Origin of the sequence: Faecalicatena orotica, from assembly GCF_003149245.1 — a bacterium.
Lineage (GTDB): Bacteria > Bacillota > Clostridia > Lachnospirales > Lachnospiraceae > Faecalicatena_A > Faecalicatena_A orotica.
Window position 1 is genome coordinate 291,460 of sequence record NZ_QGDL01000004.1, and the last position, 22,139, is coordinate 313,598.

At 44.5% G+C, this 22,139-nt stretch carries 17 protein-coding genes; 2 read left to right on the top strand and 15 right to left on the bottom strand.

Going from position 1 to position 22,139, the window contains the following annotated elements; translation table 11 throughout:
• Positions 1–2 precede the first annotated feature (2 nt).
• The 7 genes from A8806_RS08830 to A8806_RS08860 all read right to left on the bottom strand — a co-directional run bounded on the left by A8806_RS08830 (position 3) and on the right by A8806_RS08860 (position 11,747).
• Positions 3–1,502 carry a sugar ABC transporter ATP-binding protein gene (locus A8806_RS08830; protein ID WP_109730824.1) on the bottom strand — a complete coding sequence of 500 codons (1,500 nt, stop codon included), beginning with the start codon at positions 1,500–1,502 and terminating at the stop codon, positions 3–5.
• A 27-nt stretch (positions 1,503–1,529) separates the two neighbouring features.
• Entirely contained in the window at positions 1,530–3,056 is a 1,527-nt protein-coding gene (arfA, locus tag A8806_RS08835; RefSeq protein ID WP_109730825.1) for an arabinosylfuranosidase ArfA, read from the bottom strand.
• A 258-nt stretch (positions 3,057–3,314) separates the two neighbouring features.
• Positions 3,315–5,750 (bottom strand): C39 family peptidase, encoded by a 2,436-nt coding sequence (locus A8806_RS08840; RefSeq protein ID WP_109730826.1) that lies wholly within the window; start codon positions 5,748–5,750, stop codon positions 3,315–3,317.
• A gap of 94 nt (positions 5,751–5,844) precedes the next feature.
• Complete coding sequence (locus tag A8806_RS08845) at positions 5,845–6,996, bottom strand: class I SAM-dependent methyltransferase (protein WP_109730827.1); 1,152 nt, start codon at positions 6,994–6,996, stop codon at positions 5,845–5,847.
• Positions 6,997–7,147: 151 nt separating this feature from the next.
• Positions 7,148–9,730 (bottom strand): sensor histidine kinase, encoded by a 2,583-nt coding sequence (locus tag A8806_RS08850; protein WP_109730828.1) that lies wholly within the window; start codon positions 9,728–9,730, stop codon positions 7,148–7,150.
• A gap of 11 nt (positions 9,731–9,741) precedes the next feature.
• On the bottom strand, positions 9,742–10,437 hold the full coding sequence (locus tag A8806_RS08855; protein ID WP_109730829.1) for a response regulator transcription factor: 696 nt from the start codon (positions 10,435–10,437) through the stop codon (positions 9,742–9,744).
• A 626-nt stretch (positions 10,438–11,063) separates the two neighbouring features.
• A complete protein-coding gene (locus A8806_RS08860; RefSeq protein WP_109730830.1) occupies positions 11,064–11,747 on the bottom strand; it encodes a YczE/YyaS/YitT family protein in 684 nt (227 codons plus the stop codon).
• Between the two features lie 224 nt (positions 11,748–11,971).
• On the opposite strand from A8806_RS08860, the gene A8806_RS08865 reads away from it, so the two are divergent.
• Positions 11,972–12,946 carry a LysM peptidoglycan-binding domain-containing protein gene (locus A8806_RS08865; protein WP_109730831.1) on the top strand — a complete coding sequence of 325 codons (975 nt, stop codon included), beginning with the start codon at positions 11,972–11,974 and terminating at the stop codon, positions 12,944–12,946.
• A gap of 871 nt (positions 12,947–13,817) precedes the next feature.
• Here the strand turns inward: A8806_RS08865 and A8806_RS08870 are convergent.
• A complete protein-coding gene (locus tag A8806_RS08870; RefSeq protein ID WP_109730832.1) occupies positions 13,818–15,341 on the bottom strand; it encodes a sialate O-acetylesterase in 1,524 nt (507 codons plus the stop codon).
• Between the two features lie 212 nt (positions 15,342–15,553).
• Here A8806_RS08870 and A8806_RS08875 point away from each other — a divergent pair, with 212 nt between their 5' ends.
• Complete coding sequence (locus A8806_RS08875) at positions 15,554–16,198, top strand: TetR/AcrR family transcriptional regulator (RefSeq protein WP_109730833.1); 645 nt, start codon at positions 15,554–15,556, stop codon at positions 16,196–16,198.
• 243 nt (positions 16,199–16,441) lie between these two features.
• On the opposite strand, the gene A8806_RS26590 is transcribed toward A8806_RS08875, so the two are convergent.
• The 7 genes from A8806_RS26590 to A8806_RS08900 form a co-directional block, all read right to left on the bottom strand.
• A complete protein-coding gene (locus A8806_RS26590; protein ID WP_242996005.1) occupies positions 16,442–16,876 on the bottom strand; it encodes a sugar phosphate isomerase/epimerase family protein in 435 nt (144 codons plus the stop codon).
• A 21-nt stretch (positions 16,877–16,897) separates the two neighbouring features.
• Positions 16,898–17,218, bottom strand: a complete 321-nt coding sequence (locus A8806_RS26595; protein WP_242996006.1) for a sugar phosphate isomerase/epimerase — start codon at positions 17,216–17,218, stop codon at positions 16,898–16,900.
• Between the two features lie 215 nt (positions 17,219–17,433).
• The gene (locus A8806_RS26135) at positions 17,434–17,580 is read right to left on the bottom strand and encodes a hypothetical protein (RefSeq protein ID WP_181368635.1); all 147 of its coding nucleotides are present in this window, start codon (positions 17,578–17,580) and stop codon (positions 17,434–17,436) included.
• 200 nt (positions 17,581–17,780) lie between these two features.
• Positions 17,781–18,713 carry an alpha/beta fold hydrolase gene (locus A8806_RS08885; protein ID WP_109730834.1) on the bottom strand — a complete coding sequence of 311 codons (933 nt, stop codon included), beginning with the start codon at positions 18,711–18,713 and terminating at the stop codon, positions 17,781–17,783.
• A gap of 9 nt (positions 18,714–18,722) precedes the next feature.
• Positions 18,723–20,102: a citrate/2-methylcitrate synthase gene (locus A8806_RS08890; protein WP_109730835.1), complete on the bottom strand. Its 1,380-nt coding sequence runs from the start codon at positions 20,100–20,102 to the stop codon at positions 18,723–18,725.
• 188 nt (positions 20,103–20,290) lie between these two features.
• Positions 20,291–21,166 (bottom strand): 16S rRNA (adenine(1518)-N(6)/adenine(1519)-N(6))-dimethyltransferase RsmA, encoded by an 876-nt coding sequence (gene rsmA, locus A8806_RS08895; protein WP_109730853.1) that lies wholly within the window; start codon positions 21,164–21,166, stop codon positions 20,291–20,293.
• Between the two features lie 115 nt (positions 21,167–21,281).
• Positions 21,282–22,091 carry an alpha/beta fold hydrolase gene (locus A8806_RS08900; RefSeq protein WP_109730836.1) on the bottom strand — a complete coding sequence of 270 codons (810 nt, stop codon included), beginning with the start codon at positions 22,089–22,091 and terminating at the stop codon, positions 21,282–21,284.
• Positions 22,092–22,139: the final 48 nt, after the last annotated feature.

Here is a 22,139-nt window from a genome sequence, read left to right on the forward strand (position 1 = left end):
TTCTACACCATTTCCTTTATAATTACCGATTCACTCAGCTTTGGGGAGCGCTCGAATATTTTCTGCACCCTGCCTTTTCTCAATATCATAATCCTGTCACTCATCCCAATCAGTTCGGGGAGTTCTTCGGATATCATGATAATCGATTTGTTTTCTTTCTTAAGCTGGTACATCAACTGGTACATGAAGGCCTTTACACCGATATCGATTCCGCGGGTAGGACAGTCCAGAATGAAGATTTCCGATTCATTTGCCAGCCATTTTCCAAACACGACCTTCTGTTTGTTTCCGCCGCTTAAATCCTTGACATCCTGCGTGATCTCTCTGCACTTAATACTCAGCCCATCCACCTGACGGGCCGTAAATTTCTTTTCCGCTCCCTTGAAGATCAGGCCGGCGCTGCTGATTTTAGACAGGGAAGGAAGAACCATGTTGTCCATAATGCTGGCGGACAGGATCAAGGCCTCCTGATCCCGGTTTTTGGAAACATATCCGATCTTATTTTTAATCGCCTGCTTCGGGGAATGTATCACTTCACCATTTCCCAGAACCGCCTCGCCATACACCGGTTTTTCGATCCCGAACAAGACTCTTCCGAGCTCATGCATCCCGCAGTCGGTGAGCCCGCCGATCCCAAGAATTTCACCCTTGTGCAGCTCCAGTGAGACGCCTTCCAGAACCTGTTTGATATGGACGTTTTCCGCCTTCAGAACGACTTCCTCCCCGAAGTTCCCGTCATAATCGCTCCGGTAATAGTCCCCTGTCAGTTTTCTTCCTACCATCAGTTCTTTAATACGCTCTTCTTCAAAATCTTTCTGTTCCAGCTCTTCAATAAAAACACCGTCCCTTAGTATTATTAGTTTGCTGCACACGGTCATCAGTTCCTCCAAATCATGGGAGATAAACAGCACCGATTTGTCCTGTTCCTGAAGCCTCCTCAGTATCTTGTAGATGATGTCGCGCCCTTTCTGTGAAAGTGCCGTTGTCGTCTCATCAACGATAAAGATTTCAGGTTCGGAATATAATGCCCTGACCACTTCGATCAGTTTCCGCTCCTCCAGGCTGTACCGGCTGATCGGGTCCGCCGGATTGATTCCGGCCACCCCGACCACTTCCATAGCCTTTGCCGCCTCCTGATACATTTCTTTCCTATTTACAATCCCATATTTCGTAAATTTTTCTTCCCTGCCCAGAAAAATATTGTCTGCCACGCCGATCCCCGGCAAAGTGCCCATCTCCTGCGCCACCATACTGATCCCGCAGCGCTGGGCATCCATCGTGTCAGAGGGTTTATATGGCTGTCCCTTTAATTCCAGCGTGCCGGATGTGGCAGGGTAGACGCCTGAAATGATGGATGAAAATGTGGATTTTCCGGAACCGTTTTCACCGATCAGTCCTATGATCTCGCCCCTCTCAATCTGAATGGAAATGTCTTTCAGTGCATGGGTCAGTCCAAAATTCTTTGAGATATGATTTGCTTTTAAAATGATTTCTGCACTCATATATACCTCCTCTTATGCAGTCGTAAATTAGCCTAAAATAAGGACATTCCAAGACAGTTCAGGAAGTACTGCGCTCATTTTCTCCTCTGGTTTTATCTCCTTCATGACAACCTGGTCTGGCTTCTCAGGGGTATTGCGAAGCTCCAGATCCCCACCGCTTAATACAAGGTGGCGTTTCAGTTCCTTGTCCCCGTAGCCCTGAAGCCGGATATCGAATTTTACCGCTTCATCCTGACTGCAGTTCAATACAAATATCCTGACTTCATCCGCTTCCTCGTTGTATACGACTGCCGGCTCCACGATTGAAAGCTTCCCGAATTCACATTCATATTCCGGTGCCTCTACTGCTGCCCTCATCGCAGTTCCCCTGCCATATGTGCTCAGCGTATGGAATGTCTGATAAGTCGTCTGCGTGTAAATCCCTCCGTTTCGCAGGGTGGAGATTGGCGCTATAACATTAATCAGCTGTGCCAGACACGCGATTTCCACCACATCGGCATTATTGAGCAGTGTAATCCCCAGCCCCCCAAGTACAACTGCATCCAGAAGGCTGTATTTTTCCTCCAGTATTGCGGGCGCGGTTTCCCACTTTTCGGCCGAAGTCATCTCAAATGTCGTCAGCCCCATCAGGTCATCCAGAGAATCCAGCTTAATATCCTGAAAGTTCCATACATTCCATTCATCCAGACAAATCTTCACATCTTTCTGGAAATGATTTTTCGCCTTTACATAGTTGATTACTGTGGCGCTGTTTTTAATATGCGTATCAAGCTGTTTGTAGGATGCCAGATAATTTGTCAGCCCCTGCCCCGAGTTCATCGTATAGTTGTGGGTGGAAAGATAATCCACCTGTTCAAATAGTTCCGTCAGCATAGTGCGGTCCCACTCCAGATATGTAGGAAGCATTTCGTAGCTGCTTCCACAGGCAACCAGCTTTATGGAAGGGTCTGCCCACTTCATGATCTTCGCGGCCTCCAATGCCTTCTTCGTGTAGTCTTCCGCAGAGAGGTGCCCTGCCTGCCAGCTTCCCTCCATCTCGTTTCCCAGACACCAGTATTTTATCCCGTATGGCTCCCGGCTTCCGTTCTTTATCCGCAGGTCGCTCCAGTAGGTGCCGCCCGGATGGTTGCAGTATTCCACCAGATCCCCGGCGTCCTTGATACTTCCTGTCCCCAAGTTTACCGCAATCATCGGCTCGACCCCCGTCTTTTTTGCCCAGCGGCAGAACTCATCGATCCCGAATTCATTTGTTTCGATACTGGACCACGCATAGTCCATGCGCTTCGGCCTGTTTTCCTTCGGCCCGATTCCATCATGCCAGTCATAGCATGATACAAAGTTCCCGCCCGGATATCGGATTACCGGGACATTCAGTTCCCGCACCAGTTCCATAACATCCATGCGGTATCCATCCTCATCTGCCTTTGGGTGCCCCGGCTCATAAATGCCCGAGTAAATACATCTTCCCAGATGTTCTGTAAATGAAGAGTACATCTTATCATCAATCTTGCCAATCGGATAATGCCTGTCACTGAAACATACAGCTGTTTTCATATCATTTTCTCCTCCCGTTCATATCCCGCACACGCCTTGCTCTGTGCTCCTGTTTCATGTTTACTGTAACTTTAATACAAATAAAATCTTACAGCCACACGATTTCTTTTTCATTTGTGCATTATTTTTTTGTAATGGAAGGAAAACAAAAGAATATGTGTAATATTTTTTTGTGATTGATTATACCGCAAAAAAGGAACCCGCTCCGGAGTCTCCCCCGGATCAGGTTCCCTGATTTTTTTCTATATTGTTTTTCTCTTATTTCACATACCCGATAAACGTATTCCCGCTTCCGTTTACCATCGTTTCCATATCATTTACACTAACTGTATGTTCCTCCCCGTTATCCGGGTCGATATAAGTGACATCGGTCGTGCTGTACCCTGTCAGGAGGATCGCATGGCTCTGGTCTGTCATTGCAATCACGGGGATTCCCTTGTTGATGACATAGAGTACCTGATCCAGCGTACAGCCTGTAAGGTTCACTTTTGTGGCCTTGTATTTCTCCATCTGCTTAACGCACGCCTCGAAGGAACTCTCGCCATCAGCCTTCTTGAAGCTCTCTGTATCCGTATAATATACCAGGTCCCGGTTTCCTTTTTCCCAAATATAGGACTGCTGGGCCGAAATTACGACGCCGGAAACCTGTTCCGCTTTCTGGATTGCATAGGATGCCTTGTCATATATCTCTACCAGCTCACCCATTCCATATACATAATACTTATCGGATTTGGTCTTTCCGTCAAATGCGATGGTAATTGGTTCGTCCAGCATGACCTGTTTTGGCCTGAGGAGCTTCGGCGACTGGTCCGCAATTCCGTCCGCATAGGTCAGCCTCATCTGCCTTCCCTTCAGGTCGGATGAGTAGGATTCGAGCGTTATATTACTCTCTTTGCGTTCCTCGTTGTTGCTGATATAATCCTGCGCCGTACCTGTATAGGCATCCCCTGAATTCGTTACCCGGTTCAGTGTCACCAGATTTGTCTCGATGAACACATCTGTGATATAAGTCCCCTCAACTGCATACGTTTTGAGAACCTTATCCTTGCTGTTAATGATCTCCAGTTCATACATTGGAAGGACCTCTTCTCCCGCAACGGTTTTCCCCTTATCTGAGGGGCGCTGTCTTCCATATATAAAATCATTGACGACAAATCCAAGCGGTCTGATGGATTCCCCTTCCGCCGCCTTAACACTTCGTTCTTTCCCCGTCTTTAAGTTGAGAATTATAATCTCTTTCGCATCCTCGAGTGTGCCGTCCGTCTGATAGGCAAGCAGATGTCCGTCATCGGAAGCCACATACTGCCCTTCCTCAAGGTTCTCTGCCAGAATCTCCTGCTTATTCCTCTCCAGATTCACCTGATACAGCTTTCCACCGGCAAGTACATACAGCATCTGCCTGTCGTGGCTGTAATAAACCATTTTACCAAGTTCATCCTCTGCAATGGCAAAGGATTTATTGCTCGGGATAAATGCCTTTTCTTCTACCGCATTTTTCTCAATGTCGAAGTAAAAGACATCCACACCTACCTCACCCTCGTGGTCGCCCCTGTTCATATAGCCATATACAGCAAACGCAGTACTTCCATTTTCATCCATGCTGATGATCCTGACCGCATGCTGGTCATAACGGCTCCTGACGTCATGCCCTTCCCTGTTGGCAAAGCTGAACACAAGTGAAAGTTCATCTTCGTCCTTGTTGTAGGTCCACAGGTCCCTTCCCTGTACAAACGATACAATCGTGCCGTCTTTATTCGTCTCATATGAAATATCAGGTGGTGCGATACCGAGAAGGATACCGTTTTCATTCAATACTTTTTTATTTCCGTTAAAGACCTGTTCCATGCTCCGGTTGTAATCCAGCAGATACACTTCATCGCCGCTGTACCTTACACGGAAAAACTCCTTGATATTAAAGGTTTCTACTTCCTCCGCATCCCCGACGCATGTAACCTGGTACACGGCCAGCAGGGAAGTGTAGACGGTATTGCTCTCTTTGATGCTCCATTCAACGTCACTGGAAACTTCTGGTCCCAGATTCCCCCAAGTGACATGTGCTGCGTCCGAATGGATCGTGACTGTCTGAAATGTCGTGTTGTCTCCCTCCTCATTCGGTTCCAGATAGACGGAGAGGTCCGCGGCATTTTTTTTGTTAAATGTTTTAGTGTGGAAATCCTCAGCAAATTTGAGGCACTGCCCTACCTCCAGTTCGTCTGGTTTAACGATTCTTGTATAGTAATGTACCTCTTTCTTATCCAGTTTTAAAATAACTTTCAGCACTGCCTCTGATACGTTTTCTTTTAAGCTACTGCTTAAGTCTAAAGTGACCGTGCCGTCCGACAGGTCTTTTACCTCAGCCTTCTCATAAACATCATCGCCGTCAAGTGAATAGACTTCATAATGTACTTCCTTTATATCATTCCCGTCATCTTCCAGCGTCATCTTTAACGTGCCATTATTCTCCAGGGGTGTGATCGTATCGCGTATCGCCGTGATGTCCATATCATTTACAAATCCCGCCAGTGTGTTTACATTTTTCCCCTCTACTGTAAATGATACTCTTGGAAGTGTGGGATCACCGAGATCGACCGTCAGATCGTCAGTCCCTCTATTTGTAATCAGGCTGCTGACCAGTACCGCCAGAAAAAATACGGCAGTCAGAACGCCTGCTTTTATCAACCTCTTCTTATTCATCGTTTGTCCCCTTTATATTTAAATACACCCTAGTATTCCATCCAGTGAGTAATTATACACAGACCTATATAGTATACATCCATAGCATCCGTTATCATTCGTGATCTGAACACAATAATTTCCCGATTGCGGGGGCTGCATTTAAAAATGTCTCACACTCTGCAATTTCTTTTTGTGCATCCGGGTTTATTTTCCCTGTCTTAACTGCCCTGATCAGGATATTTTTAGGAGTATGCTCCATATCTATGAATTCCAGCACCTGCGTATCATATCCCGCTGCCTCCAGATACTTGGCCCTGAGGCCGTCTGTCACAAGTGCGGCAAACCGCTCCTTCAAAAGTCCGTAGTCCATGACAGGCGCCAGCGTCTCTGACTGAATCTGCCCGTTTAATTCATGCTGGCAGCACGGTACCGACAGGATCACTCTGGCATTCCAGCCTACAGCCTTCGCCAGTGCGTAATCTGTAGCCGTATCACAGGCATGGAGGGTGACGACCATGTCCACATCCTGAACACCGTCATAATCTGCGATATCCCCCACAAGAAATGACAGCTTCTCATACCCATACTTTTCCGCGAGCCTGCTGCATCGCTCTATCACATCTTTTTTCAAATCCAGTCCGATCACCCGGATATCATACTTCTTCAGCTCATGAAGATAATAATACATAGCAAACGTAAGGTAAGACTTCCCGCACCCGAAATCCAGAATCGTCAGTTCTCTCCCCTTCTCCAGCTGGGGCAGGATATCCTCAATAAACTCCAGAAAACGGTTCATCTGCCTGAACTTGTCAGTCCGTGACCTGACCACCCTGCCTTCTTCCGTCATAACGCCCAGATCCTTCAGAAACGGAACCACAATCCCTTCCGTAAGAATATACCGCTTACTGCGGTTATGCGAAAGCTCCGCCGCCTTTACCTCGCCTGACTGTTTCTTCTTTTGGATCGTAACCTTCCCCTTCTTGCTCACAAGGACCGTATAACTCATATCTCTTGTAGATAACTGCATCTGCCTGAATTCAGACATCGCATTCGTCAGCCGCTCCGCGGCATCCACAGCCTTCAGATTCTCATGAAATGCCTGCGTCTTAGTAAAAGACTCACACTGAAAATAAAGCCCGTCCTTCATCTCAACCGGACGTACCTTAATCTTCAGAACCCCGTCCTTTGTACGGGGATTACTAACCGTCCCCTGTATAAAATCTATATCCAAAATATCATTCAACAATGCTTTAATCGTATCCATACAAAACTCCTCTTCGAAATCCCTTACGGCTTCCCCCCTATTGTAAAGCAAAACCAGAAATAGCGCAAGAATCAGAATATTCTGTAAACGACGGGCAAAGGGGTCAGACCCCTTTGAAAAAGTGTCTGACCCCTTCGCATTTTTTCTAGTATTATCTCACTCTTGGGAATTCTATTGTTGCTTTAAACAAATCTCCGTCCAGATATAGTCTGAATTCTCCACCCTGCATCTGTGTCAGGCTCTTTGCGATGGATAATCCGAGCCCGCTGCCTTCTGTACTTCTTGATATGTCACCGCGGATAAATCTTTCTGTCAGCTCATCCGCCGAGATGTTGAGCGGCTGTTCGGATATGTTCTTCAGGGAGAATCTGACATGCTCCTCGTCCACCCACAGGTCCGCATATACCCTTGTTCCCGGCATCGCATACTTTGCTGCATTGTTGTATATATTCTCCAATACTCTCCACATGCGCCGCCCATCGACATGAATCATGGCCGGCCCGTCAGGCAGATTCTGAACAACCTGAAGGTTCTTGGCCTCAAACTTCTCAGCAAACTCCCCTTCTGTCTGGTTGATCATTTCCACAAGGTTTACATCCATAAGCTCCAGCGTGATATTGCCGCTGCTTACCTTGGATGCCTCCACAACATCTTCCGTCAGTGTCTTCAGACGCTGTGCCTTAGTCTCCAGTATATCCAGATATCCCTGTATCTTCGGATCATTAAAGTTTTCCCTTTTGAGCAGGTCAACATAATTTATAATAGATGTTAACGGTGTCTTAATATCATGCGATACATTCGTAATCAGGTCTGTTTTCAGGCGTTCGCTCTTCATGCCCTCTTCCACGGCTCTCTGAAGACCGTTTCCAATATCGTTTACCCTCTCGGCTATATCCAGGTTCTCGCCTCTTAACCGGTCGAGCGGGATCTGGTAATCTACATTTCCAGACGCGATTTCCTTTATACCCTTCTTAATCTGGCTCTTGGCAATTGCGCTTTTCACGACAAAATAAAGTGCCACTGCTTCAGAAGCAAGCATCATCATAAAGAACCAGCCGCCGTCATTCATGGCCATTGCAAACCAGTGTAAGAGAATAAATACCGCAAGAAGCAGTACTGCCTTGAAAGTCACGCTCCGGTTACGCCACATTTCCTTCAGGAACCGGCAGACACGCCTAAGCAGGCTGTTTGACCAAAGTGTCTTCGCCTTAATCCTTCGCACCAGACTCAGGAACCCGAACAAAAACCAGAATGTAGTAAATGCCGCCAGAATCCCTGCGAGTATTAGATCAGAAGCCCCCAGATAATCCCCGTATGTCTGGTAACTTTTGGTTATTACCCCCGTAGCATAGATATCTGATGTGGTTTCGTGTACTGTAGATGCGTAAAATCCGCCCATTGAACTGCCGATAAGCATGGCAGGCACAATCCAGAGGACTATTACTGCACCCGCACCAATCTCTGTCGGCCACTTGTCAAAAGCATTCAGCCGGACTTCCCCGTCCTCCCCGCATCTCCCGGCAATCAGTGTCATCCAGATTAATATGACAAAGAACAGGATCGAACAAAGAATACTTCCAACAGACGCCAGCTTCATATATGGTGCATACGTATTGTAATCCTGTGCGTCTGTGTAAAATGCATCCTGAATCGGGAAATTGGTATCGATTGACGCTGCAAATATACAGTCCGCCTTTTTACTATAGTTATAAGACTTCACCATAGAACGCCATTCATTTGCCGAAATATCCATGTTAGACTCAAACTCCGCCAGTTTTGGCTTGACGATCAGGTACTTGTGATCCGTCCCGGACTTCATCGTTTCCAGATAATCTTTTACGTCATCATAGTTCTTAAACTTACTGTTATTTGTATAAACCTTCTTTTCATTTTCATCCACAAACATATATGTGAAATTCGTATTGCCCTCTTCCCATGTATCCCCGGAATAAAGATACCGGTCCACCTGATATGACAGAGAGTTGAGAATGTTCTGAAGGTATCCATATACTCTGGAAAGCTTGCCGTTCAGCTCCGGTGTGTTATTCACCGCCTCCAGTATATTCGCGGCCCCTACAGGGGTATATTTCTCTTTCAGGGCATTATTAAACGTCCAGCAGTCCGTATACTCCGTGTCACCATTTTCACTCTTTATATCAATGGTATCATAATAACCGGAAGTATAATTGCCCCGTTCCAGCTCACTTAAAAACTGGTCCTGAGTCGAATTTTCAAGTTCAATCTTAAGCTTTCCATCCTCCAGCAGCGATTTAAACTCACTCATATAATAATAATGATAGGTCCCATCGGGCTTTTCACAGACAACAACATTCGCATCGTCATAATCCGAACCATCATCTATATATTCGTTGCTCCAGTTTACGAGGTCCTCCAGTTCATAGACAAGACCGTTCTCCCCCTCCCCGGTAATCCTTCCGTTCTTGGCCAGATCCACGATGTCAACCAGCTTATTAGGGTTATACTTTCCGTCCGACTCAAAATTATTCTTCATGGCGATGCCTTCCATGACCTCCCATGTGGCATCATAAACCATATTCTTAAAACTTGAAGATTCTTCATAAGGCCTGCCGGAAGTTTTCAGGAAGTTCTCACTCCCCAGGCTCCCCGAAAAAGACAGTATGATAACCATACTCAGGACAGCAAAAACAGCCGTGATATGTGCAAGCAGAAGAAGAATACCTTTCGTCACCGGCTTTTTATACCAGTTCTTCATAATACTCCTTTCTAGAGTTTTTCTATCTTATATCCCACGCCCCAGACCACCTTCAGATATCTGGGTTCCTTGGGGTTGATCTCAATTTTCTCACGAATATGGCGGATATGCACAGCGACCGTGTTATCTGCCCCGATCGCATCCTCATTCCAGATAGACTCATAGATCTGGTCAATAGAAAAAACTCTCCCCTGATTTTTCATTAATAATAATAAAATGTTGTACTCAATCGGCGTCAGCTTCACAACTTCCCCATCCACGGTAACTTCCTTCAAATCATCATTAATAGCAAGGCCGCCAACCTCATATACCTTCTCAGACTTCTCCTTCACGGTTCCTCCGAGCTGGGTATATCTGCGCAGCTGAGATTTGACCCTCGCTACAAGTTCCAGTGGATTGAATGGTTTCGTTACATAATCATCAGCACCGACATTCAGTCCCAGAATCTTATCCGCATCTTCTGACTTTGCAGACAGGATAATAATTGGGATACTGTTGTTTTCACGTATTTTAAGGGTGGCTCTGATACCGTCCAGTTTCGGCATCATGACGTCCAGCACAAGCAGATGGACGTTCTCCGTCTCCAGAAGCTTAAGCGCCTCTGCACCGTCATATGCCTTCATCACATGATAGCCTTCCTGGCTTAAATATATCTCGATTGCTTCTACGATTTCCTTATCATCATCACAAACTAAAATATTATACATTTTTCATCACCTCCCTTACAGTATACATGATATCTGAGATTTTTTAAGACCCATTGGGGAAAATCTTATGAAATTCTTAAATTAAAGGGATGCTTGCAAAATAGAGATATGACAGCACAGACCATAAGGGGCGGTTTTAAAGGATTCCTTATGTTTTGACCTTTTATAATTATGAGATTATAAAATGCTATTAGTATTTTATTAGTGTCACAGACGTCCATAAAGCGCATCCATCTCGACCTCGCTCTTCCAATTCCTCCGGAAATACTCCACCCCACCTATCCTATATTTCAGGTGCAGCTTATTCTTTGTAGGTTATGTTAAATGCAAAAAGCAGCGCCCTCGCTCTGGTAAAGTAAGGCGCTACTTATAACAAATTATTTTACCAACGGCTAGGTGTATTCTAGTCATCGGCTCTCTTTTTAAGTATAATATAAACAATACCTTAACGTTCTTCATAATTCATTCAAATTTCATACATAAATTGTTAATTTATCTCTCACATAACTAACACATTTATCCTGTAAAGTATTAACTATCAAAGGACAATAACCTTTTTAAATATAGATTTTCTTTTTCATAACTTTTTCAAGGCTGGAAGCAATTCCAGCCACTCCTTTTTTACCCTATTCTTCTTTTAATATCTTCTGTACAACGGCCTTCGTCTTTGGAAGCCAGAACTGTACGAGCGGTCCCGTCAGGAAAACCGCAACAATCGTTCCTACACCTACCGTACCTCCCAACACAAATCCAAGCACTACGAAAAACAGATCACAGCCAACCCTGACCCACCGAAACTCTACCGACTGGATCTTATCCGATAGTATGATAGCCACCAGATCATTCGGTCCGGTCCCTGCATTGCTGTTAATTACAATAGACATGCCTGCGGATAGGATCACGCAGCCTGCTATCATACTTACTGCACGGATTACCATTGACGCGTCTGCATTAATATAAGGGTGGAACATCCATGTGAACAGATCGATAATAGGACCGCCGCAGAACGCACACACTACCGTACCCGGCTTTACATATCCCTTTGTTGTCAACAACATAACCACCATCAGGATGCACAATATAATGACATGCACTGTTCCGACTGTCAGATGCACCGTCCTTGACAGCCCCTGAATAAAAACAGTAAACGTATCTGTCCCCAATTCTGAGAGCAGAAAAAGAGTAACGCCCAGATGTGCTATAATCAGTCCTGCCAGCAGAATCACCAGCGCCTTTGCCCATCCCTTCGCATCTCGTTTCGAAGTATCCGATGCAAACTGTTCTTTTTTCTTCTCACTTGTTTTTTCCATACCATAATTCCCCCGGGATTTTCACATATTATATTCTAATGCATACTCAATAAGAACATTATATCTGTCTCTGCTCTATTATTCAATTAAAAAATCTATCCCCCAGATCAATCCCTGCATGGTTATTATCCTTACAGTATCATTGCTTATATGAACGATTTTACTGTTTCTTACATATAATGAAATGATAATATTCCCATATCTAATATGGCAAAGGAGTTTTTATGAATATAAAAGGCCTCGACGTCAGTGAATTTCAGGGGACTATCGACTGGGAACAGGTGAAAGCCGCCGGTTATCAGTTTGCCATGCTCCGCGCCGGCTACGGCTTTGGCACTCTGGACCAACAGTTTAAAAGAAATGCCGCTGAATGCAACAGGATCGGTCTCCCGATCGGTGTATACTGGTTCTGCTACGCAGTAAGTCCAGAAACAGCCCGTCAGGAAGCAGACGGCTGTATTAACGCAATTTCTTCATACAGGCTGGATTATCCGGTCTGTTACGATATAGAACAGGCAACCATTAATTATGCTGCCGAAAACGGGGTCACACTGACCAAAAATCTTGCGACACAATTTATCCGGAGCTTTTGCAACAGAATAGAAGAACTTGGATATTTCGCCATGTTCTACAGTAACCGCAACTTTTTAAATAATTATGTATCTGAAGATCTTTCCAGCCGTTACGCACTCTGGTATGCTTATTACAACAGCCAGTTTGACAGCACCGGATGTGGGATGTGGCAGTATACGGATCAGGGGAGTGTCCCCGGAATCGGAGGGAACGTTGATCTGGATACATCGTTTGTGGATTATTCTTCTGTGATCCAGAAAGCCGGCCTGAATCATCTGGACGGCAGTAAGCCAACGCCCACACCAACGCCTCCTGCGCAAAACTATATCACTTACGTAATCCAGCCGGGCGATACTTTAAGCGGCATTGCACAACGTTACGGAACAACCTACCAAACACTCGCAGCACTCAATGGCATCACGAATCCGAATCTGATCTATGCCGGCCAGACAATCCGCGTTCCAGAGGATGGAGCCCCTGCTGCTCGCTATTATACAATCCAGCCCGGAGATACACTGAGCGGAATCGCCCTGAAATTCGGAACAACCGTCAGCGCACTGCAGCGGCTGAACGGCATAAGCAATCCGAACCTGATTTATGCCGGAAATACAATCCGGATTTCATGATTTTATAATTTCATAATAATTTTTCGATTTCTTTTATAGAACCGACACACTTTATGCACATTTACCTTATATACTAATATCTAGATAGTTGATAAACAACTATCTCCCCCCTCATAAAGTAGACATCTTGGGGTAACCCGGATGTCGCACTTTACTCTCATTCCTTTAGATAACTATAAAAACAACGAAGCCCTCGCAGCCGATACTGCGGGGGTTTTCGCGGTCCCCTGATAGTATAAAATGGCGTGTCGGCTCAAAGTCCGTTTTATTCAAACCATGCGTTAAGAGTAATGTTATCTTCCTTGTATACGTTTCTCCTTTCAAATCGGGACAAATAAATATAACACTTTATAAACAAGTTAAATTAGAGGAAGCCCGGAAACCGGGCTTCACGGCATTTTATATCCTATCCAGCTGCGGGTAAAAAGCCATGATAGACTACATGATAATTATGCAGATAAATGTTAGATATGTAAACCAATACGAATATGTTTTTGCGTATACTTTATACGCTAATTAATAATATTTTAGACTTTCATAATATTTTTCTATTTCTTTTTATAAATATGACACACTTTATGCACATTTATCTTATATACTAATACTCAGATAGTTGATAAACAACTATCTCCCCCCTCATAAAGTAGACATCTTGGGGTGACCCGGATGTCGCACTTTACTCTCATTCCTTTAGATAACTATAAAAACAACGAAACCCGTTAGCCGGAAGGTTAGCGGGTTTTCGCTGTCCGTGCCCCTTTGTAAAATCTGCTTTATACTGTTTGTTATTTGCTTCTTGGCACTTTATGTATAACTGCCCAGTTCGGTCAAAAACAAGGGCAGTTATTTTTAATGATTCCGCATTCCCCTCTTACAGGCTGAATTCAAACGGAACTGCCGGTATTCCGGCCTTATTATATAAGTTTACCTGATACCAGGGTGTTTGCGCAAATTTTATGCTCACCCCCTCTTCTAAAGGATTCCCCATCCGTATGATCAGTTGATCTCCCTCTGTATAAACAGAATATTCCTGTTCTGTCCCTTCAGAAATAATCTGCAACGCATTCAGGTGACCGCCTTTAATTTCCAATCCTCCCTCTGCATGTTCAAATGTGACTGCCACGCCATCTGGATTTCGTTTAATTGATACCGCCCTCGGTGCATCGCATAAAATTTCTTCACCATATACATGTCCACGGGCAAGCAGTGCAAGCCTTTGTCCCACCGTTTTTTTATCTTTTGGATGGATATCTTTTTCTTCCCCCACATCGGAAATCGAACACAAATATGTATGCTCTACAGAATCTGCCACAGCCTCCTGACATCTGCGAATAATAGGGTAATGATTTTCTTCCGTGTTCATCAGCCAGCAGTCATAGCCAGGAAGCTGAACGATCAGGAACGGAAGCGCCTCATCCCCCCACAGCCTGCGCCAGTCTGAAATTAAGCCCGACAGCATATCTTTATACAGTACATTGAGTCCTGGAACATCATCACTTTCGCCCTGATACCATAAGAAGCCTTTGATGGTATATGGCACAATTGACTTCAGCATATGCTCATAGAGACTGCCCGGTATCGCCTGCGGCTGTAATATATTTGCATATTCTTCAAAATTATCTTTGATATGACTGAAAAACTCCACCAGTTCTTCTTCTGTTGGGGTTCTCGGCATCATAAACTCCCCAAATACATCTGCTAAAGGATTTCCCTTATCGTTCATTTGGTTCCCATGCTGATTCTCCCAATATTCCTCCATGTCCATAGATGCTGTTCTAGTTTCATACTCCTGCATCCACGGTTCTCCGACCTTTCTCACTGTTTCCGGATTCATCCACGAGCAGGAGGCTGTACCACCCCAATTACAGCCGATGATTCCTACAGGCACATTCAATTTTTCCTTCAATGCCTTCTGAAAATAATATCCGACTGCACTAAAATAATCCAGATTCTCCGGATCGGCCTTTCTCCAGATTCCCTGCCTGCTGTAGTCAAACTCTTCCAATTGTCCGTCATAGCATACCTCGGGTACATCATAAAAGCGAATATCCGGGTCTGTGCAGTCTTTCACTTCTTCCTTCTTATGCTTTTCATAGCGCATCAGGAACTCCATGTTGGATTGCCCTCCTGCCACCCACACCTCACCAACTGCTACCTGTTCGAATATAATTTTATGACTGTCAGACTTTATGATAAGTTCTTCACTTACCGAAGCATCCAACGGCGGGAGATCAACACTCCAGGTTCCATCTGCTTCTGTTACTGTCTGTCCTGTTCTTCCCTGAATCTGTACGCCTATTGTCTCTCCCGGGTTCCCGGTTCCCCATACCGCGAGACATTTCCCTCTCTGCAGAATCATACTACTCTGAAAAATCACTGCTGCCTGTAACATCATTTTCCTCCTTTATCGCAACCATTATCTGCCAGTTAATTGAATTAACACTATGTTAACTCTATTTTTCAGAATATACAAGTAGGCATATTATACAAATATATTTTTCTAAATTATACACATTTGCTAATCTAATTTGAAGCTGTTATAATGATTAAAGATTAAGAACAGCTTTTTAATAAGCAAAAGCTTTCCATTAGAAGGAGCAGTATATTATGGATAAAGCAGCATATTTCGAACAAATGCGCCGGAAACGCAGAACAGAAATCCTGGATGAAGCGCGTGAAATGATCCTGAATCAGGGAATTTCCGATTTCAATATTCAGCAGCTGGCACGTAATCTGGATATCTCCACTGTAACACTCTACAAATATTTCAAAAACAGTGACGATATCATGATCGCAATTAAAGAGCAGATCGTACATAATAATATGAATCAGGTAGATTTTCTTCCTTCATCCATCTCAGATACGAGCGGTCTGGATTCATTTCTTCTGCTGCTTCGTAATTTTTATGCGAAAGCACTCAGCCAGAGAGATGATGTCACACTGCTTCTATTGTTTAATGTCCATATGCGCAGCAATCCTTCCGCTGAAAAGCAGGACAGTTCTTTTCAGACTTTATTTGATAAATTTGAAGATAAGATGAGGGATATGCTAGGCAGGGCCGTAGAAGATGGAAGTGTAAAGCCCGGTCTTGTTATAGATGAGGCCATACAGTTCATTTCCCGTATGAATCTGTCCATGCTTAATTATATAGGGCTGTTAAGTGCAGAAGATTATGCAAAGGAAGAATCGGCGCTGCAAAAACAAATCAGCCAGCTGATCCATATGTTTTCACTTTATCTGACGGCATTATAATTTGATTTTAAGAATTTCATAATAATCTTTCGATTTCTTTAATAGTTATAACATACTTTCGTCACATTTTACTTTTATACTAGTACTCAGATAGTTGATAAACAACTATCTCCCCCCTCATAAAGTAAAGACATCTTGGGGAGACCCAAGATGTCGCACTTTACTCTCATTCCTTTAGATAACTATAATAACAACGAAGCCCTCGCAGCCGATACTGCGGGGGTTTTCGTGGTCATTACGATTTTATTTTCCCACAGATCTCATATTATCCAATAACGTTGCACTTTCATATGCCTTACCGAGAAATTCTTCTATCGATAGGTTTTCATATCCCCAGTTCATTGGTTCTAAGGCAGTCGCTCCCTTATATCCAGTCGAAGTTATTTTTCCCATAACATCCGGCCAATCAATCTTCCCATTAAACGGCAGCTGATGCTGTCCTATCTCTCCACCATTGTCATGTAAATGCAGTGCCACCAAACGATCCCCATATATTCCCGGCAAATTAACTTCGTGCTCATAATTAGCATGATGGCAGCTGTCATAGCAGAATCCTATTTTAGGGGACTTAATGGCATTCAGTACGCGTCCCACATTTTCAACATTGTTTAGATTTTCCATAGCGACATTAATATCATACTTTTCCGCTTTTTCAGCAATCCTCTTAATTCTCTCCATCCCCAATTCGTTTACAGGGAATTAGTTATCGGGCAGATGAACAACCATCGTAGGAATTTCGAATTCCGCACAGTCTTTGATGCATTGCAAATAGCAGTGTAACAAATCTATCCCGTCTAAATTATCAAGTGAAAGTTTATCCTGATTCTGGACAGGTGTGTGGATATTTTCTATAAACAGCCCTGCCTTCCTTGCAAGTTCCACACCCTCCTGATAATCGGCACCACGTCCGAAGCCGTCACTCCACCACAATAAAACTCCATCAAATCCTGCTTTTTTTATAAGTATGTATCTCTCTTTTACAGAAACATTATATCCGAACCAGTCATATATACACAGCATATCTCATAAGCCTCCATGAACCTTCATTTGTTATCCTGTACGCATTATATCATTGGCTAATATGAATGTCACTCAGTACCCGGAAACATATTCCTTTAAAATTGCGTAAAGTAAATATGCAAGCCCTCCCCTCCTCGAGACGACTTGCATATTTGGGCATCTCCGGACCGTATTCCGCCGCCAGATCCTCTTTGCTATATCTTCAGGATTATTTACTAAACCTGTCTCATTTTCACGTCAAATGCTTCTTTCCGTGCATTATGATCCTGATTCTGATTTTCCGGCTTTTTCTTTTCCGTAATGCTGTTAAATTCATTTCTGTTTCCCTGACGGTTCTGCTCTTCCTGTTGTTTCTTATTCATCTGCCTGTTCACCTCTTAAACTGTATATTTTAAACGCTGTTCAAATACCCTCAAGGTACTTGCTGTAAAAAATCTACGCATATTTAGTATACACATGGCTCCGGATTCTATCCTTATTTTAATAATATAAAAAGAGAACAAACCTTTCAGTCTGTCCTCTCTCACATATCTCAATTATATCTCTTTTTAATATTACAGAATTAAGATGATATTTTACTTTCCAGCCATTCATACAGATCCTGATAGACCTGCTTTCTGTCTGTCTCATTCAGAAGTTCATGCCTGTCGCCTGAGTACAGCCGCAGTGTCACATCCTTGATTCCTGCTGCCCTATACTGCTCATATATCTTTCTTACGCCCTTTCCAAAATTCCCGACCGGATCTTCAGAACCAGCTGCAATCAAAATCGGAAGCGTCTTTGGAATCATATAGACACTCTCTTTTTTCTGCATCTGGAGCATTCCATTAAACATATGGTAATAGGCATTCACTGTAAACACAAATGAACAAAGCGGGTCGGCCACATACGCATCCAGCTTCTCGGAATCACTGGTCACCCAGTCAGCCCTCGTTCTGGCTGGCTTAAAACTTTTATTGTAGCTTCCGATTGCCATGCCGTCAATAAACTTGCTGCGATAATGCCATCCTTTGAATGCCGCCACAATCCGGCAGAGTCGCTTTCCAAAACGGAGCGTCGCCCGCTTCTGATCGGCCACAACGCCAATCACAATAGCTCCACTTAATCCGTTTCCATACATCTGTATATACTGCCGCAGCAGAGAAGATCCCATGCTGTGTCCCAGCATAAAATATGGAACATCAGGATACTTTTTCAAAGTCTTCTGACGAAGTGTGTGCATGTCACCGAGCACGCAGGCATTACCATATTTTTCATTAAAGAATCCATATTCCGTTTTACTCTGGACAGACTTCCCATGCCCCAGATGGTCGTTGCCAACCACATAATATCCCTGCCGGCACAGAAAATCCGCAAATTCATCGTAACGGTTAATATATTCAACCATTCCATGACTAAGCTGCAGAACCGCTTTTACTTCGCCTTCTGGCTTCCATTCAATTGTATGAATCTCTGTATTACCATCCTTTGATGGGAAGTAAAACTCATCTTTCATCGTTATCCTCTACCTGTCCTCTAATTTTATGTAATCACGGTAAGGTGCGAGCGGCTTATATGCCGGACGGATGATCTTATCCACATTCTTAAGCTCTTCCAGTCTGTGTGCACTCCAGCCAACAATACGCGCTGCTGCAAAAATCGGAGTATACAGTGCCGGGGGAAGATCCAGCATGCTGTAAACAAGACCGCTGTAGAAATCCACATTGGCATTAACGCCCTTGTACATCTTGCGTTTTTCGCTGATGATCTCAGGTGCCATATGCTCTACCTTTTCATAAAGCGCATATTCTTCCTCGTACCCCTTCTCTGTTGCAAGCTGCTTTACGAAATTCTTGAATATATCAGCTCTCGGGTCGGATACTGAGTAAATAGCATGGCCCATACCATAAATAAGACCCTTCTGGTCAAATGCTTTCTTATCCAGCAGGTCAGTCAGATACTGGCGAATCTGGTCATCATCTTTCCAGTCAGTCAGTCTCTGCTTCATATCATCAAACATCTGGGTTACTTTCACATTCGCACCACCGTGCTTAGGTCCTTTCAGGGACGCCATCGCCGCGGCAATCGTTGAATATGTATCTGTTCCAGAAGATGTTACAACATGGGTTGTAAACGTAGAGTTGTTACCACCGCCGTGATCCATATGGAGCACAAGGGCCATATCCAGAATTCTAGCTTCCAGTTCCGTATATTTCCGGTCCTCACGAAGCATCATCAGAATATTCTCTGCTGTGGATAACTCCGGATAAGGCGCATAAATATACAGGTCTTCACCCCTTCTGTAATTATATGCATGATATCCATAAACCATTAACATTGGAAACTGGCTGATCAGGTTCAGAGACTGACGGAGCACATTCGCTATAGAAGTATCATCCGCCTTTTCGTCGTAGGTATAAAGATTCAATATACAGCGGGAAATCATATTCATCATATCTTTGCTCGGAGCCTTCATGATCACATCCCGCACAAAATTAGGAGGAAGCATCCTACGCTCCGCAATCATTCCCTGGAACTCATCCAGCTGCTGCTTATTCGGAAGACTGCCGAATAAAAGCAGATATGCCGTCTCTTCGAATCCCGGATGCTTCGCCTCCAGAAATCCTTTTACCAGATCTTTGATATTATAACCGCGATAATAGAGATTTCCTGCACAAGGAACTTCTTTTCCATCTACGATCTTTGTCGCACACACATCTGAGATATTCGTCAGTCCTGCCAGTACACCCTTACCATTTAAATCACGCAGGCCTCTTTTTACCTCATACTTCGTGTAAAGCTCTTTTTCAATTGCATTGTTCTCCTCACATATCCGGGCTAATTCCTCAATCTTTGGAGTGTTTTCAAAAAAGATGTTGTCAATGTCTTTAGGTACTCTTGCCATAAAACCTCTCCCTTCCTCTTATCATAATCACTTGTGTCATTTCTTTATTATACTAAAAAAGCGGGTTTTATACAATGAAATGAGTATTAAATATTTATGAACTGCCTAAAAAGAAAGAAATCTCCAAAAAGGTACAGGGCATTTCTCGTTCTGGGACACCACAAAACCCAATTTGGGACGTAGCCTTTTTACACTTTACTACGTCCCAAATAATTGCTTAATGTGGCGAATTCTTCTAGTGTCAGTGCCTCCCCCCGCACGCTTGCTCCTTTCCCCAGGCTGTCTATCGCTGCCTCTACCTGTTCTTTTGTGTAATCCAGCTCCGGCGAGTTTTTTAATCCGTTTGCCAGTGTCTTTCTCCTTTGATTGAATGATGCACGTATTATTTTAAACATCAGTTTTTCATCATCGACCTGTACCGGCGGGTTCTCGTATCTCTCCAGACGGATGACCGCTGATCCCACTTTCGGCCTGGGCATGAAGCAGTTCGGGGGTACATTTGCCACGATATAGGGCTTTGCGTAATACTGAACGGCAAGGGACAGTGCGCCGTAATCCTTGGTCCCCGGTCCTACCTGCATACGCTCTGCGACTTCTTTCTGTACCATGACTGTAATGCTTTTTACAGGAACATGGTTCTCGAAAAGTCCCATGATGATGGGGGTCGTAATGTAGTACGGCAGGTTTGCAACCACCTTGATTGGCCTGCCCCCGTTTTCACGCTGGGCGAGTCCAGCTACATCAACTTTCAAGATATCCTCATTGAGCACTGTTACGTTCTCAAATCCCTCCAGTGTGTCCTCCAGTATAGGGATCAGTGCCTTATCGATCTCTACTGCTATGACCTTCCCGGCTGCCTGTGCAAGATACTGGGTCATTGTCCCGATTCCCGGTCCGATTTCCAGAACCATATCGCCTGATGTAATCTCCGCCGAGCGGATGATCTTATCCAGCACATGTGTATCTATTAAAAAATTCTGTCCGAATTTCTTCTGAAACATAAAATTATACTTCTGCAAAACTGCAATTGTGTTCTGCGGATTGCCTAATGTCGGCTCCTTCATAAGTTCCTCCCTGCTTTTAAGCATTTTATTTCTTCCTAACCAGTATAATATATTTTACCTATCCGCACAACGTAAAATATGCTTCTCAAACGGCAGCACACAATCATGCAGACAGTCAGCACTCTAACTCACTTATAAAAATTTCGTTAAAATCCTGCAGCTGGTCATACATAATTCCGTGTCCGCTGTTCTCCAGTGTAAACAGCCTGCTTCCGCAGATTGTCTCGTGCTGGATCTGTGCCAGGTCGTTTGACACCACCTCGTCCTTTGCCCCGTGGATAATTACTGTCGGAACCTTTACATAACACAGGTCATCCCGGCCGTCCTCATCCCGCAGGGAAACCGCCGTCCCGATAGTCCCGACCGCAGATGCCGACATAGCAATCTCCCAGAACCAGAGCAGAATACATTTACTCTGCGGACTCGCAAAGAGCTGGTTGCTGAACGACTCCGCGAACTTCGCCCTGTCTGTCTCTATCTGGCAGATGAGTCCGTCAACGTATTCTTTTGTCAGACCGTAAGGGAATCCCGGCCGCTGTGTCCAGCATGGCGCGGCCGCGGCAAAGAGGAACAGCTTCTTCACCCCATATCCTCTGAATAAACGCATGTATCTAAGTACAATTGCCCCGCCCATCGAGAAGCCGGCCAGATTGAAGGACCATAGGCGCAGCCGCTTCACTACCTGAAAAATATCCGTGGCCATCTGGTCATAACTGTAGCCGCACCCCGGTGCATCCGACTGGCCGAAGCCCCTTAAATCCAGTGCCACAACCCGGTAGCCCCTGCGCACCAGAAGCGGAATCTGATACTCATAAATCTTATGGGACAGCGGCCATCCGTGAACCAGCAGCACGGTCTCCTTCCCGCCGCAGTTATAATCATAAACAGCTATTTTTACCCCATCCGTAGAATTCACATAAAACATAATCTCACACATCCCGGTCATATTCTTTTTAGTATATGCCGGATCAGG